This window comes from Zhengella sp. (assembly GCF_041397485.1).
In the GTDB taxonomy this organism is placed as follows: Bacteria; Pseudomonadota; Alphaproteobacteria; order Rhizobiales; family Rhizobiaceae; genus Zhengella.
The window spans coordinates 152,189-170,022 of record NZ_JAWKWO010000005.1 but is presented as its reverse complement, the minus strand read 5'-3'; the positions used below and the strand labels follow the sequence as shown (position 1 = coordinate 170,022).

Annotated in this window: 14 protein-coding genes; 11 read left to right on the top strand and 3 right to left on the bottom strand. The window is 65.3% G+C overall.

The window, feature by feature from the left end:
• Nucleotides 1-243: 243 nt before the first annotated feature.
• Together R3D65_RS15695 and R3D65_RS15690 are read right to left on the bottom strand one after the other, a co-directional pair.
• Entirely contained in the window at nt 244-2,160 is a 1,917-nt protein-coding gene (locus R3D65_RS15695) for a hypothetical protein (protein ID WP_371276200.1), read from the bottom strand.
• Between the two features lie 135 nt (nt 2,161-2,295).
• Nucleotides 2,296-3,528: an EAL domain-containing protein gene (locus tag R3D65_RS15690; RefSeq protein WP_371276199.1), complete on the bottom strand. Its 1,233-nt coding sequence runs from the start codon at nt 3,526-3,528 to the stop codon at nt 2,296-2,298.
• Nucleotides 3,529-3,726: 198 nt separating this feature from the next.
• Between R3D65_RS15690 and R3D65_RS15685 the strand changes: the two genes are divergently transcribed.
• From R3D65_RS15685 to R3D65_RS15660, 6 genes are all read left to right on the top strand, one after another.
• Nucleotides 3,727-4,590, top strand: coding sequence for a TIGR01459 family HAD-type hydrolase (locus R3D65_RS15685; protein ID WP_371276198.1), 864 nt, complete (start codon nt 3,727-3,729; stop codon nt 4,588-4,590).
• Between the two features lie 4 nt (nt 4,591-4,594).
• Nucleotides 4,595-5,593, top strand: coding sequence for a bifunctional riboflavin kinase/FAD synthetase (locus R3D65_RS15680; RefSeq protein WP_371276197.1), 999 nt, complete (start codon nt 4,595-4,597; stop codon nt 5,591-5,593).
• The gene (locus tag R3D65_RS15675; protein ID WP_371276196.1) at nt 5,590-6,309 is read left to right on the top strand and encodes an SDR family NAD(P)-dependent oxidoreductase; all 720 of its coding nucleotides are present in this window, start codon (nt 5,590-5,592) and stop codon (nt 6,307-6,309) included. Before R3D65_RS15680 ends, R3D65_RS15675 begins: the two co-directional genes overlap by 4 nt.
• On the top strand, nt 6,306-7,076 hold the full coding sequence (locus R3D65_RS15670; protein ID WP_371276195.1) for an SDR family NAD(P)-dependent oxidoreductase: 771 nt from the start codon (nt 6,306-6,308) through the stop codon (nt 7,074-7,076). The genes R3D65_RS15675 and R3D65_RS15670 overlap by 4 nt, the downstream gene beginning before the upstream one ends.
• Nucleotides 7,077-7,320: 244 nt before the next feature.
• The gene (gene ileS / locus R3D65_RS15665; RefSeq protein ID WP_371276478.1) at nt 7,321-10,230 is read left to right on the top strand and encodes an isoleucine--tRNA ligase; all 2,910 of its coding nucleotides are present in this window, start codon (nt 7,321-7,323) and stop codon (nt 10,228-10,230) included.
• A gap of 175 nt (nt 10,231-10,405) precedes the next feature.
• Nucleotides 10,406-11,125, top strand: coding sequence for a hypothetical protein (locus tag R3D65_RS15660; RefSeq protein ID WP_371276194.1), 720 nt, complete (start codon nt 10,406-10,408; stop codon nt 11,123-11,125).
• A 22-nt stretch (nt 11,126-11,147) separates the two neighbouring features.
• On the opposite strand, the gene R3D65_RS15655 is transcribed toward R3D65_RS15660, so the two are convergent.
• A complete protein-coding gene (locus R3D65_RS15655; protein WP_371276477.1) occupies nt 11,148-11,579 on the bottom strand; it encodes a nucleoside deaminase in 432 nt (143 codons plus the stop codon).
• A gap of 199 nt (nt 11,580-11,778) precedes the next feature.
• On the opposite strand from R3D65_RS15655, the gene R3D65_RS15650 reads away from it, so the two are divergent.
• From R3D65_RS15650 to R3D65_RS15630, 5 genes are all read left to right on the top strand, one after another.
• A complete protein-coding gene (locus R3D65_RS15650) occupies nt 11,779-13,431 on the top strand; it encodes a pseudouridine synthase (protein WP_371276193.1) in 1,653 nt (550 codons plus the stop codon).
• 3 nt (nt 13,432-13,434) lie between these two features.
• Nucleotides 13,435-13,998: a 16S rRNA (guanine(966)-N(2))-methyltransferase RsmD gene (gene rsmD, locus R3D65_RS15645; protein ID WP_371276192.1), complete on the top strand. Its 564-nt coding sequence runs from the start codon at nt 13,435-13,437 to the stop codon at nt 13,996-13,998.
• A gap of 108 nt (nt 13,999-14,106) precedes the next feature.
• Nucleotides 14,107-15,465: a M16 family metallopeptidase gene (locus R3D65_RS15640; protein WP_371276191.1), complete on the top strand. Its 1,359-nt coding sequence runs from the start codon at nt 14,107-14,109 to the stop codon at nt 15,463-15,465.
• Nucleotides 15,462-16,841, top strand: a complete 1,380-nt coding sequence (locus R3D65_RS15635; protein WP_371276190.1) for a M16 family metallopeptidase — start codon at nt 15,462-15,464, stop codon at nt 16,839-16,841. Before R3D65_RS15640 ends, R3D65_RS15635 begins: the two co-directional genes overlap by 4 nt.
• Nucleotides 16,842-16,929: 88 nt before the next feature.
• Nucleotides 16,930-17,817: a patatin-like phospholipase family protein gene (locus tag R3D65_RS15630; RefSeq protein WP_371276476.1), complete on the top strand. Its 888-nt coding sequence runs from the start codon at nt 16,930-16,932 to the stop codon at nt 17,815-17,817.
• The last annotated feature ends 17 nt before the right edge of the window (nt 17,818-17,834 follow it).

Genomic DNA, 17,834 nt, shown 5'->3' with positions numbered 1-17,834 from the left:
ACCCTCGGGTGAATGGATTTCAACTCAATGGGACCGCTTTCGCGGTGTTAGCACTCCTCGATAGCGAGTGCTAACGGCGAGGGAGATAAGCACCGTCTCCTGCCGTGTCAAGAAATCCGGAAGGGAAAAATCACATTGGTGAACGTGCCGGTCCGTTGTGCCCCGGCACGGCCCGGTCCGGCCGGACGCGAATGCACACGCCCCGCCGGTGCGGCGGGGCGTGCGTGGTCCGAAAGGCACGGCTCAGCTGACGATGCGAAGGTTCGACAATTCGTCGGCAATCGCCTTGAAGACATCCATCAACTGCCCGCCGGTCGCATTGTAGAACAATTTCACATAGTTCCCGCTGCCATCCTTGCGGAAGCGCGATTCCGAAGCGCATTCGCGAAGCTCGTCGATGGCGCCGGAACCGGACGGAAGGTCGAGTGCGATCGAAAAGATGATGATCCCGTCATCCTTGGCATTGGTGCAGAGCTGCTGCATGTGCTCGTCCATGGCCGCGGTATACTGTGTATCGTTGAACGCGCCGGTCGGGAAACCGGAACTCAGGCCTTCATAGAGGCGCGGCTTGCTGCCGCCGTCGTAATTGGTTCCCATGTAGCCATGCGCGGCATAGGTCGACTTCTTGATGCCGTCGGGATCGTAGTAGGAACCGGGCAGGTGGGTATAGGTGTTCGCGCCGTCGGTCAGCACGATGATCACCTTGTCGTTGTTCTGGTCCGTTTTCGGCCGGCCTTCGCTGAAGGGCGCATCCTTGGTCAGCGTATGCCAGCCCCATGCCATGCCTTCCGGAACATTGGTATTTCCATTGGCCTGCATGGCATCGATCGCATCCAGCACCACATCGCGTTCGTCGGTCTTGGTCACGTCCTGAAGCGGTGTGATCGGGGTGGTCGTGCAGGAGAAATTGGGTCCCTGGTCCAGGCCGGACGAATGGCTGTCCGGCAGCGTCTGGAAGTATTTCACCATGTCGCGGTGGCGTTTCAGGTTCGTGTAGCTGGACGGGTCGCCCGGATAGTCGTCATCCAGCCAGTTGTTGTGCCACCAGCCATTGTCGCCATTGTCGGTCTCGTCATTGGCGAACATGGGCACGATCAGCGATTCCGGATCGCTGCTGCTGGCGCCTTGTCCGTTGACATTGTAGGGGTAGGGACGGGCCTCGACGCAGCCCTGCCAGGCTTCGGCAGGCCCGTAGATCGGCTCCGTCACCGGCGGCACCCAGGTATTTTCGTTCCAGCAATACTGGCGGCCATACCACCACCGGCATACGGGCTGGCTTTCGTAGTGGCCGGCCTCGATGACCTGCTCGCCGATCTGTTTCTTCATGCCGTTGTAGAGCGAGAAGCGCGTCAGCGCCTCGCCTTCCTCGGCGCCCCATCCATTGCCCGTCTTGTACCAACGGTTGCCGGTCTTGACCGCCTTCTTGCTGTCGCCCCAGGCATCCTTCAGCGAATCCCAGTTGAAGTTCTCGTGATGGATGGGCGAGTCGCCGAACTTGTCCATCCAGTCGGCGGTGGCGTTCTGGGGCCCGACGTTGACGGAGGCAGCAAACGGCACGACGGAAAACTGCACGGGCTTGACGATCTGCTTGATCTTCTTGGCGTCGTCGCCAAGCTCGTTGACAAGATAGGTGGCCGCTTCCTTGAGCAGTTCAAGGCGCTTCTTGTTGGAGCCGGAACCCTTGTTGTCCATGGAGCCGGAATTGTCGAGGACGAGCGCGATTTCCGCGGTGTTCTTGGTGCGAACCTTGATATCCGTGTTGAAGGTGAAATCCTTCGGACCGCCATAGAGATCCGCGAGGCTCTCTGTCAGGAACAGCGGTCTGAACTGCAATTCCGTCGTCAGCTTGATATCGCCATCGCTGCCCGTATCGGTGGGCAGCAGGATCTGCAGGTCCGTCTGGTCGGCGTCCACCGGCCCGAGATTGGATTCGAAGAACTTCTTGCCATAGGCCTTGAGTTCATCGTCGCTCATCCCTTCCTCGATCTGGCGCCCGATGGCGATGCCGGCCGCCTCCATCGCATAGACCGTGGCATGGCGCTGCCGCTGCATTTCCGTCAGGTCGATCGCGAACCCCGCCGCCATGATGAATGCCGGCAGGAGAAAGGCAAACATGATGGCGAAATTGCCTGACTTGTCTCTGGCGAAATTCCTGTACACAGTATTGCTCCCTGCCTCTTGGAACGACAGGGCAATATATTATGAGAACATTTAATTAGAGATTACGCAAAGAAATGATTTCGTATATAAGAATTTACTGTACGTTTACTGTAAATGCACCTGGCTTGCGACGGTTCATGTTGCCGCGAGAATACCCTTGCCCGCGGGCAGATCCGGCTTGAGCCGCCTTGGTCCGTTGAACCGGCTGCCGGACATGACATCGACCCCCAGGTCGATCAGGCTCACCGCCTCTTCGTCGGTCGTCACGTCGATTGCCGAAACGGTAACGCCTTCGCGGGTGCAGGCAGCGATGATGCTTTCTGCATCCAGGTCTCGCGGACGAAGCTTTTCGCGCTCCAGCAGCCGGTTTGCGGTCAGCTTGACGCAGCGCACACCGTATCCGGTGAGGATTTTCAGGGCATCGGCGCCGCCGAGCCATCCTTCGGCGGCAAATTGCGCACCGCTGTCACGCAAGGTGTCGAGTGCCGCGGCGTGCTTGCGGTTCGCTCCGGTCATCAGGTGAACCGGCAGCGACAGGATGAGCGAACGGGCAAGCGCGTCGTCGCCCTTGTAAAGCGTGGCGACCCCGCCCAGCGCCTCCGGGTTCTGCAACAGGCTGGCGGAGACCGGCACATGCAGTGGCAGGTTGGCGCCGTCCGCGCCCAGATGCCGGCTTGCCACTTCGGCCGCCTTGCGCACCAGGGCGGCCTCGAAGGCCTGCCTCGCCCCGGCGCGCGGTTCGCTGGCCATGCGGGACATGAAATCGTTGCCGGGTCCCACCGTGGCGTGCACGTTGAAACCCACGGCCCGCGAACCGGATATGGAAATCATCGGTTCGAGCGCGAGGTCGAAACGCCCCTCGCACAGGGCTTCCACGCGGGCCTTCTCCGCCTTGCCTGCGCGCCTCGACGTTCGTTCCTCCCGTTCCGGCCGCGCGGCCCTGGCCGCTTCCTCGCTGAGCCGGATCACGTTCGCGGCCGGTTCGTCGGCCGCAGCCGCACGCTGCGCACCTTCGCTGGCGCCATCGCCAACCGTGCCGCCGTCAGGGTTTTGCGCCGGAACCGCCGCGGTAATGTTTGCGGGCATCGGGGGATCGAGCCTGCCCTCCGCCGGCTCCGCCCGGTTTGCGCTTCGCGTCTGCGCCGCCAGCGTTCGCTCCACCATTTCCATCAGCCGGCGCTGCTCGCGCCGTGCCTTGCGCAGGAGGAGGAGCGCCCAAAGCCCGGTTGCGAAACCGGCCATCCCGATGCCGGCCGAAAGCCCCAGGCCACCAGCCACCAGCATGTCGTCCAGCGCCGCGTGCGCCGGGGACGCAAGCAGCAGGCTTGCCGCCGAAATGCTGATGAACGGGATCGAAGGACGATTCATGCGACCGGTAAACCTCCATGGCGAAAGCCGGGTTTTGCGACGTATTAGCTCACTCTTTTTCGCATGGTCGCCGGATCCTGTCAGCCCAAAGCTGGTGACAGGGTGAACGGCTTGGGTTAATTCCGGAACGGTTCAACCCCCGGCCCGGGACACGGCCGGGACTTCTTCAAGACCGGATGCGCAAGTCGGAAGCCATTGATGAACGCCACGCCTGGATTGATCGAGCGACTGGATGACCTGGCCGCGCCCTATGCCGCCATCCTGTGCGATGTATGGGGTGTCGTGCACAATGGGGTGCGTGCGTTTCCGCAAGCCTGCGGCGCGCTGGCGCGCATGCGCGCGCAGGGCCGCCGGGTTGTCTTGCTGACCAATGCGCCGCGCCTGTCGTCCGGTGTCATTGCGCAGTTGCGTGGACTGGGCGTGCCCGACGATGCCTGGGATGCGGTGGTCACGTCGGGCGACGTGACGCGCGACCTGATCGCCGAAGGCCCGCGCCGGGTCTTCCATCTCGGGCCCGACCGGGATCTTCAGCTCTTCGATGGCCTGGATGTGGAACTTGTGGAGGAATTCGAGGCTGCGGCCGTGATCTGCACCGGCCTTTTCGACGATGAGACGGAAACGCCGGAAGACTATGCGGAAATGCTGATGCGTTTTCGCTCGCGCAACCTGCCGATGGTCTGTGCCAACCCGGATATCGTGGTGGAGCGCGGCGATCGCATGATCTGGTGTTCCGGTGCGCTGGCCCGCGACTACGGCCAGATGGGCGGGCGCACCCTGATCGCAGGCAAGCCGCATGCCCCCATCTACAGCGCCGCCATGGCGCGGCTCAACGAACTGCCCGGCGAGCCGGTGGAAAGGAAGGATGTCCTTGCCATCGGCGACGGCATGCTCACCGACATCAAGGGTGCGGTAGATGCCGGTATCGATGTTCTCTTTGTCTCCGGCGGCATTCATTTCCGCGAGTATGGCCCGGCAGCCGATGCGCCCGACCGGACCCGGCTGACCGCCTTTTTCGCCCAGCACGGGCTTTGGCCCGCCGCATCCATCGCCAAACTGGTGTAGTCGAATGGTCAAGGAGAGCCTGCTGCGTCTGTCCGATCCGATGCACCTGCCGCCGGAACTGCGAGGCGGTGTTGTCGCCATCGGCAACTTCGACGGTGTCCATCGCGGCCATCTGGCAGTGCTGGAAAAGGCGCTGGCACTTGCCGCGCAAAAGGGTGTGCCGGCCCTTGTGCTGACCTTCGAGCCGCATCCACGCACGGTTTTCCGGCCCGATCAACCGGTCTTCCGGCTGACGCCCGCCCCGTTGCGCGCCCGGCTGCTAAAAGCCCTCGGATTCGATGCGGTCGTCGAACAGCCGTTCAGCCGCGACTTCGCCTCCACCGAGCCGGCCGATTTCATCCACGGCATCCTGCGCGACGGGCTGGGCATCGTCCACGTGGTGACCGGCTTCGACTTCCATTTCGGCCGCAACCGGGCCGGGGGCCCGGCCTACCTGATGGCCGCGGGCGAGGAAAACGGCTTTGGCGTCACGCTTGTCGATGCCTTCCGGGATGAGAATGCGGAAGTCGTTTCCTCAAGCCGGATTCGTGAATGCCTGCAGGCGGGCAGCGCCGCGCAGGCCGCCGGCCTTCTGGGGTATCGCTATACGGTGGAGGCGGATATCATACGCGGCAAGCAGCTTGGCCGCACCCTGGGCTATCCCACGGCGAACATGGCGCTGCCTGAAGACAATGGCCTCGCCCATGGCATCTATGCGGTACGCTTCACCCGAGCCGATGGCGCGGTCCACGATGGCGTCGCCAGTTTCGGCCGCCGGCCCACGGTCGACAGCGACGGTTCGGCCTTGCTGGAAACCTATCTGTTCGACTACGCCGGCGATCTCTATGGCGAGACCTGCACCGTGTCCCTGTTCGGCTTCCTGCGCGGCGAGGAAAAGTTTGACGGTCTCGACCCTCTGGTGGCGCAGATGAAGCGCGACGAGGCGGAAGCCCGCGCGCTCCTGTCAGGCGTCAGACCGCTTTCGCCGCTCGATGCGGCCATTGCCTTCGCGCAGGCGCAATGAGCGCTGGCGGCGCGCGCCGGTTGCTGATAACGGGCGGGACCAGCGGTCTCGGTCTGGCGCTTGCCCGCCACCTTTGCGGCCGGCATGAGGTGATGGTAGCAGGCCGCAGGACGCCGCAAGAGGCTGCGTCCCTGCTGCCCGAACGCTGCCGCTATGTGCAGGCCGACCTGGCTGATCCGCTGGCGGCCTCCGCCTCGATTTGCGACGCTCTGGACAGGGCCGGCTGGGAGGGCCTTGACCACGCCGTGCTCAATGCCGCGGCCGGTTATGCCGTGCCGGACGGACTGGAAAGCACGCAGCAGATCCGTGAGACGCTCGACGTCAATCTTGCCGCCACGCTTGTCCTCGCGCGCATGCTCCATTCCCGCCTTGCCGCCGCGCAGGGTCTGCTCACGCTGGTCGGATCGGTGGCCTACCGGGGCGCGGCGCTGTTTCCCGCCTATGCAGGGTCCAAGGCCGGTCTGCACGGTGTCGCGCGTGCCCTGCGCAGCGAATGGCGCGGCGAGGTGGGCGTGCAGGTCGTCCATCCCGGCCCCATGCGAACCGGCATGCATGCAAGGGCCGGCCACGATCCCGGACGGCTGGCCATGCTGTTTCTGGACCCCGGCGATGCCGCCGCCATGCTGGCCCATGATCTCGCCACGCGCCGTTCGCCGGTTGCGCTCGGCTGGCTGCGCTATCTCTCCGGCGCCTCCTGGTGGAGGCCGCGGCTGTGAGCCGGGCAGGCACGGAGAGGCCGCGCGCCCTGGTCACGGGTGCGTCATCGGGCCTTGGCCGGGCCTTTGCCGACCTGCTGGAACTGCGCGGCTTCGACGTGGTTGTACTCGACCGGCAGGAACCCGATGGCGAGGCCTGCGAGCGCCTTCACATCACCTGCGACCTTGCCGACCGTGACGCGCTCGACCGCACGCTGCCGGTCATCTTCGCCGCCGGGCCTTATGATTGCGTCTTGCTGAATGCCGGCATCAGTGCCACGGGCCGTCTGGCCACGATGCCGCCGGACGTGCTGCTGCGTATCGTCCGCGTCAATGCAGAGGCACCCATGGTCCTGGCCGCTGCCCTGCTGCGAGACCGTGCCGTCGCCGCCGGCGGGCACATGGGCTTCGTCTCCTCGCTGTCGCATTTCACCGGCTATCCCGGCGCCGCCGCCTATGCCGGCTCCAAGGATGCCCTGGCCGTCTATGCCCGCTCGCTGCGCAAGCCCGCCGCCCGTCTCGGCGTTTCCGTCTCGGCCATCTTTCCCGGCCCTCTGGATACGCCGCAGGCTGCCCGCCACGCCCCCGCAGGCGCCGACGCATCGCGCCGCATGCCGGCCCCCGTTGCCGCGCGCATCATCCTGGACGGCATGCAGAAGGGCAGGCGGGCCATCGTTCCGGGCGGCGCGCCAAGGCTCTATGCCGGGCTCGGCCGTCTGTTTCCCGGCGCGATGACGGCAGCCATGCGCCGCATCATCTTCGAGAAACTGGACCGGGACACATGGTAACCGGCGGGGCGGCCCGCAGGCCCACTTTTCAAGTGGCGCAAAAAGGACTAAGACCCGCGCCCATGAAGACCGTGCCACACGTCATATCCCTGCGAATTATTGGCCCGGCTTTCCCCAGCGCCTGACCCGGCGCGGGAAGGTCCGGGAGCCATGCTGTGCGCCATGCGGACCCGCGCCCGCGCAGCCATCCGTTTTCAAGCCCGAATGAAGCCAGGCCGCAACCGGCCCCATGATTGGCAAGACAATGACCGACACGCCCGAAAAGCTCGACTATTCCAAGACGCTCTACCTGCCGCAGACCGAATTCCCCATGCGCGCCGGCCTTCCGAAGAAGGAGCCGGAAATCGTCGCCCGCTGGCAGGAGATGAACCTTTACCGCAAGCTGCGCGAAAGCGCCGCAGGCCGCCCGCTCTACGTGCTGCATGACGGCCCGCCCTATGCCAACGGCAACATCCACATCGGGCACGCGCTGAACAAGATCCTCAAGGATGTCATCACCCGCTCGTTCCAGATGCGCGGTTACGACTCCAACTACGTGCCGGGATGGGATTGCCACGGCCTGCCGATCGAATGGAAGATCGAGGAGCAGTATCGCGCCAAGGGCCGCAACAAGGACGAGGTGCCGGTCAACGAGTTTCGCCAGGAATGCCGCGATTTCGCCAGTCACTGGATCGCGGTGCAGTCCGAGGAATTCAAGCGCCTTGGCGTCATCGGCGACTTCGAGACGCCCTACACGACGATGAATTTCCATGCCGAAAGCCGCATTGCCGGCGAGCTGCTGAAATTCGCCATGTCCGGCCAGCTCTATCGCGGTTCCAAGCCGGTCATGTGGTCGGTCGTCGAGCGCACCGCGCTGGCCGAGGCCGAGGTGGAATACCAGGATTACGAATCCGACACGATCTGGGTCAAGTTCCCGGTCACCGCTGGCGGTGACCTTGACGGCGCTTGCATCGTCATCTGGACGACGACGCCCTGGACCATTCCCGGCAACCGCGCCATCTCCTACTCCGCGCGCATCGCCTATGGCCTTTATGAAGTGACGGCGGCTGAGAACGATTTCGGCCCGCAACCCGGCGAGAAGCTGGTCTTCGCTGACGCGCTGGCCGAAGAGAGCTTCGCCAAGGCCAGGCTGCAATACAAGCGTCTGCGCGATGTATCCGCCGGAGAACTGGCCAATACGGTTTGCGCCCATCCGCTGCAAGGCGTCGGCGGCGGCTACACCTTCGACGTGCCGCTGCTGGAAGGCGACCACGTCACCGACGATGCCGGCACGGGCTTCGTCCACACTGCGCCGGGCCATGGCCGCGAGGACTTTGACGCCTGGATGCACCATGCGCGCGAACTTGAGGCCCGGGGCATTTCCAGCCAGATCCCGTTCACGGTCGACGATGCCGGCTTCTTCACGAAGGATGCGCCCGGCTTCGGCCCGGACCGCGAAGGCGGCCCCGCCCGCGTCATCGACGATCATGGCAAGAAGGGCGATGCCAACAAGGCGGTGATCGAGGCGTTGATCGCCGCTGAAAAGCTGTTTGCCCGCGGCCGCCTGAAGCACACCTATCCCCATTCCTGGCGCTCCAAGAAGCCGGTCATCTTCCGCAACACGCCGCAATGGTTCGTCCATATGGACAAGACGCTGGAGGACGGAACGACGCTGCGCGAGCGCGCGCTCAAGGCCATCGACGCGACCCGTTTCGTACCGGCAGCCGGCCAGACGCGTTTGCGCACCATGATCGCCGACCGGCCCGACTGGGTGCTGTCGCGCCAGCGCGCCTGGGGCGTGCCGATCTGTGTCTTCGCCGATGAGGACGGAAACGTGCTGAAGGACGAGGCTGTCAACGCACGCATTCTTGAGGCCTTCGAGGCCGAGGGCGCGGATGCGTGGTTTGCCGAGGGCGCGCGCGAACGCTTCCTGGGCGAGCGCGCGGGCGAACCGTGGAAGCAGGTGCGCGACATCCTCGACGTCTGGTTCGATTCCGGCTCGACCCACACCTTCACGCTGGAGGACCGGCCCGACCTGAAATGGCCGGCGGACGTCTATCTGGAAGGTTCGGACCAGCATCGCGGCTGGTTCCATTCCTCGCTGCTGGAAAGTTGCGGCACGCGCGGCCGCGCGCCCTATGACACGGTCATTACCCACGGCTTCACCATGGCCGAGGACGGGCGCAAGATGTCCAAGTCGCTGGGCAACACGGTCACGCCGCAGGACGTGATGAAGGATGCCGGCGCCGACATCCTGCGCCTGTGGGTCATGACCACGGACTATTGGGAAGACCAGCGTCTCGGCAAGGCGATCATCCAGACCAACATCGATGCCTATCGCAAGCTGCGCAACACCATCCGCTGGATGCTGGGCACGCTGGCCCATGACGAGGGCGAGACGGTGGCGCTGGACGACATGCCGGAACTGGAGCGGCTGATCCTGCATCGCCTGGCGGAACTGGACCGCGTGGTCAACGAGGGCTACGGCAATTTCGATTTCAAGCGGATCGCCCGCAACCTGATCGACTTCATGGTCATCGACCTGTCGGCCTTCTATTTCGACATCCGCAAGGACGCGCTTTACTGCGACGCGCCGTCGAGCATTCGCCGCAAGGCCGCGCTCCAGGTGGTCCGTACCGTCTTTGATGCGGTGGTGAAATGGCTTGCGCCCATGCTGCCCTTCACCACCGAGGAAGCGTGGCTTGAGCGCAACCCGGATGCTGTCTCGGTGCATCTGGAACAGTTCCCGGCCATTCCGGCGGAATGGAAGGACGAAAACCTCGCGGCGAAATGGAAGAAGGTGCGGCAGGTCCGCCGTGTCGTTACCGGCGCGCTGGAGATCGAGCGCCGCGAAAAGCGCATCGGTTCCTCGCTGGAGGCCGCGCCCTTCGTTCATGTCACCGACCCGGCCCTGCGTGAGGCCATCCAGGGCCTGGACATGTCCGAGATCTGCATCACGTCGGGCATTTCGGTCTCCGAAAAGCCCGCCCCGGCCGGGGCATTCACGCTCGACGAGGTCAAGGGAGTGGGGGTTGTGCCTGCGCTGGCCAGCGGCACCAAGTGCGCCCGGTCCTGGCGGGTGACGAACGATGTCGGCACGGATGCCGATTTCCCCGACGTCTCGGCCCGCGATGCCGCGGCGCTGAAGGAATTGCAGGCGCTTGGCCGCCTCTGAGCCGGACGATCCGGGCAATGCGGGCGCGGGCGTGGAAGACCGCGCGCCCGCGTTGCCGTTCGGCCCGCATTGCGATAAAAGACTGGCAACTTGGGTTGTGTCATCTTGTTGCCGGATTGTGCCGTCATCGCACGAGCAGCAGGATGCAAGGCGCCACGAGCGCCGGGGACAGACAATGAAAGGCGCGCACCGCGACATGCTTGCAAACACGCGAAACGGCCGGAGCCTCGCGCTCGCCATCTCCGCCGCCATAGCCGCCGCGGCCCTGTCCGGCTGCATGAATTCGCCGACCTACGGCACGGACAAGACGGCGAACGAACAGCTTGTCGAGGATCTGGGCGGCATGCTGTCGCTGGCGCCCAAGCGCGGGCCGCAGATCGATTACGAGCCCCGGCCCGATCTGGTCAGGCCGGCGAGCACCGACCAGTTGCCTGCGCCGCAGCAGGACATTGTGGCGACCAATCAGCAGGCATGGCCCGAATCGCCGGAAGAGCGCCGCGCGCGCTATCGCCAATATGCAACCCAGAACCGCGACAACCCGGATTTCCGGCCGATCGTGACAAGCGGCCGCGAACGCGATCCGGATGCGCCGATGATCACCTCCACCGCTGCCGCCGAGCGCGGCCAGTACCGGACCCTCGATTCCAGCCAGACGCCGGTTTTCGCCAAGAACGCCCAGCAGGCCGAATACCGCCGCCGCCGTGTCGAAGGCAGCCAGGGAAGCGCGGCCAATCGCAAGTATCTTTCCGAACCGCCGCTCGAATACCGGGTGCCGGCGGCCACTGCCGCGGTCGGCGAACTCGGTGAGGATGAGGACGAGAAGGAACGCCGCCTGAGAGCGGAATCGCGCAAGAAGGCAGGCAAGTCGAGTTGGCGCGACATGCTGCCCTGGTAAGCGCGTTTCCTGGTTCGCGCGCTCAGTCGCGTTTTTCCGCGAAGAAGGCCTTGAGCAGATGGGCCGCCTCCTGTTCATGAATGCCGGCATAGACGTCTGGCGCGTGATGGCAGGTCGGCTGACTGAAGAACCGGCCTCCACTGGTCACCGCGCCGCCCTTGGGATCCTCGGCGCCAAAATAGATGCGCCGCAACCGGGCAAACGAGATGGCCCCGGCGCACATGGCGCATGGTTCCAGCGTGACATGAAGGTCGAGTCCGGTCAGGCGTTCCTGCCCGAGCGCGGTGCAGGCATCGCGAATGGCCAGTATTTCCGCATGGGCGGTCGGGTCGTTCAGTTCGCGGGTGCGATTGCCGGCCTTCGAGATCACCGCTCCGCCCTGCGTGATGACGGCGCCCACGGGGACCTCGCCGCGGCCGGCCGCCGCGCGGGCTTCGCCAAGAGCGATCTCCATGGGTGTCAGGACGGATTTTGCCTCTCCGGGCATGTTCGTTTTCACTCGCAACAGGACACTGTGTTTGCTACCTAAAGCAATTGCAGCGAAAGTGGGAACCGGTTTCGCGTCCGGGATTGCGAAAGAAGAGCAAGATGGAGCATCGGGGGCGGTTCAGTCGCAACCGAAATGCTCAGGCCCACCACGAAAGAATGACCAGATGAACGACGACAGGAATGACAAGGGCCCGCGCGGTCGCGGCAAGCCGGGTGGCGCGCGAAGGAACACCGGGCCGGGCCCCAACAGGACGGGCGGCAAGCCATTTGGCGCGCGCGGCACAAGGCATCCGGCGGAGGCCGCCGATGCGCCCCCGCCAGGAGAGCGCATCGCCAAGCGGCTGGCCCGCGCCGGCGTCTCGTCGCGCCGCGAGGCCGAAGCCCTGATCGCCGATGGCCGGATTTCGGTCAATGGCAAGGTGATCGACAGCCCGGCGCTCAATGTCACGCCCGCCGACCGCATCGCCATAGACGGCAATCCGATCCCCGAGATCGAGCGCACCCGCCTCTGGCTGTTCAACAAGCCGGCCGGTCTCGTGACGACTAACCGCGACCCGGAGGGACGTCCGACCGTGTTTGCGGCCCTGCCGGAAGGCATGCCGCGCGTGGTCTCGGTCGGGCGGCTGGACATCAACACCGAAGGCCTGCTGCTGCTGACCAACGATGGCGGCCTTGCCCGTGTGCTGGAACTGCCCGCCACCGGCTGGCTGCGCCGCTACCGCGTGCGCGTACACGGCGAGGTCGACGAGACCCGCCTTGATGACCTCAAGCACGGCATCGCCGTCGACGGCATCTTCTACGGCGCCATGGATGCGGTGCTCGACCGCCAGCAGGGCTCCAATTCGTGGCTGACCATTTCGTTTCGCGAAGGCAAGAACCGGGAAGTCAAGAATGTCATGGGCGCGCTCGGGCTTGAGGTGACGCGCCTGATCCGTGTCTCCTACGGTCCCTTCCAGTTGGGAGACCTGCCGGAAGGCGCGGTGCGCGAGATTCGCGGCCGTGCGCTGCGCGAGCAGCTTGGCGAAACCCTGATCGAGGAATCGGGGGCCAATTTCGAAGCGCCCGTGCTCAACGAGTTTTCCAACAAGCCGGTCCGCAAGGGCGAGGAACCGGAACGGACCCCTGCCGCCAGACCGCAGCGCCTCGACCGCGACGAGCGCCGCGCCGACGCGCTCGACCGGCTGCAGACGCGTCCCCGGCGCGACGAGGTCCGTGAGGAAGAGGGCGGGCTGATCCGCCGCCGTGGCCGGTTCCAGTCCGGTCCCCGTGGCGGCGACGAAGGCGAGCGCCCGCGCCGCTTCCGTGACGATGACCGCCAGCGGGGCGACCGCGACGACAGGCGTCCGCGGCGTTTTGACGACGATGACCGGCAGCGCCGTGACCGCGACGAGCGGCCCGCGCGCGAACGGTCAGGCCCGCGTGAAGGCGCGGAGCGGCCGGCGGAACGCAAGTTCGGCGACGAGGCGCGCGGCGCCCATGTCTGGCGCGCGCCGGGTGCCCGTCCGGCTTCCGGCGCACGACCCTCGGGTGGAAAGCCCGGCGGCAAATCCGGTGGAAAGCCCGGCGGCAATTCCGGTGGTGGCAAGCCGGCAGGCAAGGGCGGCTACCGACCCGCCCGCGAAGGCGGCCGCGAGGACGCCGGGCAGGAGCGTGGTTCCGCCCCGCGTGGTCCCGGATCCCGTGGCCCAGGATCCCGCGGTCCGGCCCGCGACCGCGGCCCCGAAGGCGGCAAGCCGGGCGGACGGGCAGGTGGTAAGCCGCATGGCGGTCCCCGTGGCAAACCCCGTGGCGGCCCACGGGGCGGGAAAGACGGCTGATCCATGCGCATCGTTGGAGGGCGGCTGAAGGGCCGGGCCCTGGCCGGGCCGAAAACCGATGCGATCCGGCCGACGACGGACCGCACCCGCGAGGCGCTGTTCAACATTCTCGCCCACGGCCATGGAAACGTGCTGGAAGGCGCGCGCGTGCTTGACCTCTTCGCGGGCACCGGCGCGCTGGGCCTTGAGGCCCTGTCGCGCGGCGCCGCCTTCGCCCTGTTCGTCGAGCAATCGGCCGAGGGCAGGGGTCTGCTGCGCACCAATATCGAGACCCTCGGCCTTCAGGGTGTGGCGCGCATTTTCCGGCGCGATGCCGCCGCGCTCGGGCAGGTCGGCACCATGCAGCCCTTTACGCTGATGTTCGCCGATCCGCCCTATGGCAAGGGGCTGGGAACCCGCGCCCTGGCCGCCGCGCGCGCGGGCGGCTGGCTGATGTCTGGCAGTCTGTGCATCGTAGAGGAAGCGGCCGGCGCGCCGCTGGAATGGCCGGGCTACGAACTGGCCGACGAACGCCGCTGGGGCGACACCATCATGCGTTTCCTGCACCTTGGCGACGCCGGCGCCTGATCTTTCATTACGAAGATTTCATCTGGCGCGCATTCCTTGTGCCCTGACTTGGCCCTATCTTGATGGTCAGTTTGCCCATTCGATCATGCCACAGGAGACATGCTTGCCATGGCGGTCATTCGCAAAACCATGTTGGCGGCGCTGGCCGGCTCAGCCCTGCTGACCGCTGCACCATCCTTCGCCGAGGACGCGAAACAGGACATTTCCCGCTTCATGCTGGACAACGGGCTGGAAGTCGTTGTCATTCCCGATCATCGGGCACCTGTCGTCACCCACATGCTGTGGTACAAGACCGGCGCCGCCGATGAGGCGCCCGGCAAGTCCGGCATAGCCCATTTCTTCGAACACCTGATGTTCAAGGGCACGAGCAATCACCCGCAAGGCGAATTTTCCCGCGCGGTGACGGAGATCGGCGGGCAGGAAAACGCCTTCACCTCTGATGATTACACAGCCTATTTCCAGAAGGTTGCGCCCGATGCCTTGGGCACCATGATGGCTTTCGAGGCCGACCGCATGCACAATCTCATCCTCACCGATGACGTGATCGGGCCGGAGCGCGACGTCATCCTCGAAGAACGCGCCATGCGTGTCGACAACAGCCCGTCGGCACTTCTGTCGGAGGAAATCGACGCCACGCTCTACCAGAACCATCCCTACCGCATTCCGGTGATCGGCTGGAAACGGGAGATCGAACAGCTCAACCGCGCCGACGCGATCGAATTCTACACACGCTACTACGCGCCCAACAACGCGGTTCTCGTCGTGGCCGGCGATGTCACGGCCGAAGAGGTGCGCAAACTGGCCCAGCAGACCTATGGCAAGGTGCCGCAAGGCCCGGAACTGCCTCCGCGGATCCGCCCCCAGGAGCCCGAGCAGAACACCGCCCGCGTGGTGACGATGCGCGATCCGCGCGTCTCGGTTCCGACCTATCAGGTCAACTGGGTCGTGCCCTCCTACAGTTCCGATGAAGGCCTGCAGGCCGAGGCGCTCGACCTTCTGGCCGAGATCCTTGGCGGCGGTACACGCTCCCGCCTTTATCAGGAACTGATCGTCAGCAAGGGCATGGCCGCCAGCGTTGGTGCCTGGTATCAGGGCACCGCGCTCGACCCCAGCCGGTTCGGCATCTATGGCACGCCGCGCGGCGAGACCACGGTGGAGGAACTCCAGGACGCCATTCTCGCGCAAGTCGCCAGGATCGCCGAAGACGGCGTCACCGAGGATGAACTGACCAAGGCGCGCAACCGCTTCATCCGCCAGATGATCTTCTCGCGCGATGACCAGTCCGGCATGGCGCGCATGTACGGCTCGGTGCTCACCACGGGCGGAACCGTGGAGGACATCGGAACCTGGACCTCGCGCATCGAGCAGGTGACGCCGGAACAGGTCCGGGATGCCGCCCGCCGCTGGCTCGACAATTCGCGCTCCGTCACCGGCCTGCTTCTGCCGGAAGAGGAGACCCGCTCATGAGAACCCCGTCCATGCAGAACGCACGTGTTTTCTTCCATCCGCTCGCCGGTCTGCTGGCCGCGCTCCTCGTGATGTTGGCCGCGAGCCTGCCGGCCCGCGCCGGAATGGACATCCAGGAAGTCGTTTCCGACAAGGGGATCAAGGCCTGGCTGGTGGAGGACTATACCGTTCCCATCGTTACCATCCAGATGGCTTTCAAGGGTGGCTCCACACAGGACCCGGACGGCAAGGCGGGCATGGCCAACCTCATCACTGGACTGTTTGACGAGGGTGCGGGCGATCTCGACAGCGACGCCTTCCAGGAACGTCTCGATGACGTGGGTGCGGAAATGAGCTTTTCGCAGAGCCCGGACAGCATTTCCGGGTCCATGCGCATGCTCGCCGACAATCGCGACGAGGCGCTTGAACTGTTGCGCCTGGCCATCACCCGGCCGCGTTTCGACCCCGGACCGGTCGAGCGCATTCGCGAGCAGATCGTCGCCGGCCTCCTCTCCGATGCCCGCGATCCGCGCACCATCGCCGCGATCGAATGGAACAAGGGCCTGTATGGCGACCATCCCTATGCCCGGCGCAACGATGGCACGGTCGAAACCCTGCGCACCATCACGCCGGAAGACCTCAAGGCCTTCCACCAGGCGCAGTTCGCCCGCGACAATCTCGTCGTCGGCGTCGTGGGAGCCATCGATGCCGAAACGTTGAAGCGTGAGCTTGACCGCCTGTTCGCGGACCTGCCGGAAAAGGCCGACCAGAGACCGGTCGGTCCCGCCGCTCCGGAGTTCGGACAGCGCATGGAAGTGGCCTACGATCTGCCGCAGACCTCCATCCGCCTTGCCTATCCGGGCGTGAAGCGTGCCGATCCGGACTTCTATGCCGCCTATGTGATGACCCACATCCTGGGCGGCGGCACGTTCTCGTCCCGCCTCTATGAGGAAGTGCGCGAGAAGCGCGGCCTGGCCTATGGCGTGGGCGCCTGGCTTTCCCCGCGCGATTATTCCGCCGAACTGCAGATCTCGACGGCGACCCGCTCCGACCGCGCGCAGGAAACCCTCGACGTGATCCTGGAACAGGTGGACCGTATGGTGAAGGACGGCGCGACCGCCGCGGAACTGGAAACGGCGAAGAAATACATCATCGGCTCCTATCCGATCGCCAATTTCGACAATTCGCGCGACATCGCCCGCACGCTCGTCGGTATCCAGCAGGAAAACCTGGGCATCGACTATATCCGCGAGCGCGCCGGCCATATCAACGCGGTCACCTTGGAGGATGTGCATGAACAGGCGCGCAAGCTCTTGACCGCCAAGCCCGCCATCATGATGGTTGGTCCGCAAGAGGCCATTGCCGGTGCGGCGCCGGCGGCAACCAGCGGGGGCTGACAAGGCCATGACGAAAAAGGCGCGGGCAGGCAGGACGAAAGCGGAACCGGCTGATGCCCGCCCGCCGTCGGGAGATGGCGAGGGGCAAATGCCGGTCCTGCCACGCATAGGCGTGGCCTTCGGGGGCGGCGGCGCGCGCGGCCTCGCCCATATTCACGTCATCAAGGAACTCGATGCTCTCGGCATTCGCCCGGTCGCCATTTCCGGTTCCTCCATCGGCGCCATCATGGGGGCGGCGATGGCCGCCGGCATGACCGGCGAGGAGATCGAGGCTCACGCCCTTGCCGTTCTGGCCGACCGTGGCGAAGCGGTTGCCCGGCTCTGGCGGGCGCGGCCGGCAAGCATCGGCGCAATGATGGAAACCGGCTTGCGGCTTTCCCAGTTCAATGTCGAGAGCATCCTGAAGGCCTTCTTGCCCGACGGCATACCGGCGCATTTCGAGGAACTGGAGATCCCGCTCACCGTGACTGCGACCGACTATTTCGGTCACAAGCTCTGCCTCTTTACCGGGGGCGATCTGCGCAACGCCGTTGCAGCGTCCGCCGCGATTCCCGCCGTCTTCCGTCCGGTGAAGCGCGACGGCATGACGCTGATCGACGGCGGCATCTACAATCCATTGCCCTTCGACATTTTCGGCGATGCGGTCGACATGGTGATCGCCATCGACGTTGTCGGCGGCCCGGAGGAAACCGGGCGTAATCCCTCGTCCATCGACTTCATGTTCGGCGCCACGCAATTGATGATGCAATCGATCATCGCAACACGGCAGAAGGCGCATCCGCCCTCCATCATGATCCGCCCGCCGGTCTCGCGCTTCCGCGTGCTCGATTTCCTCAAGATCCGCCAGGTCCTCCACGTGACCGAGCCGGTCAGGATCCAGTTGCGCGAGGCGCTGGTGAAAAAGCTGCCGCAACTGGCCGGCCGCGCCGCCGCGCTTCAGGAACCGGAAGTCCCGCCGGCCGCCGAACCGGCCTGATCCAGCCCGATTGCGCA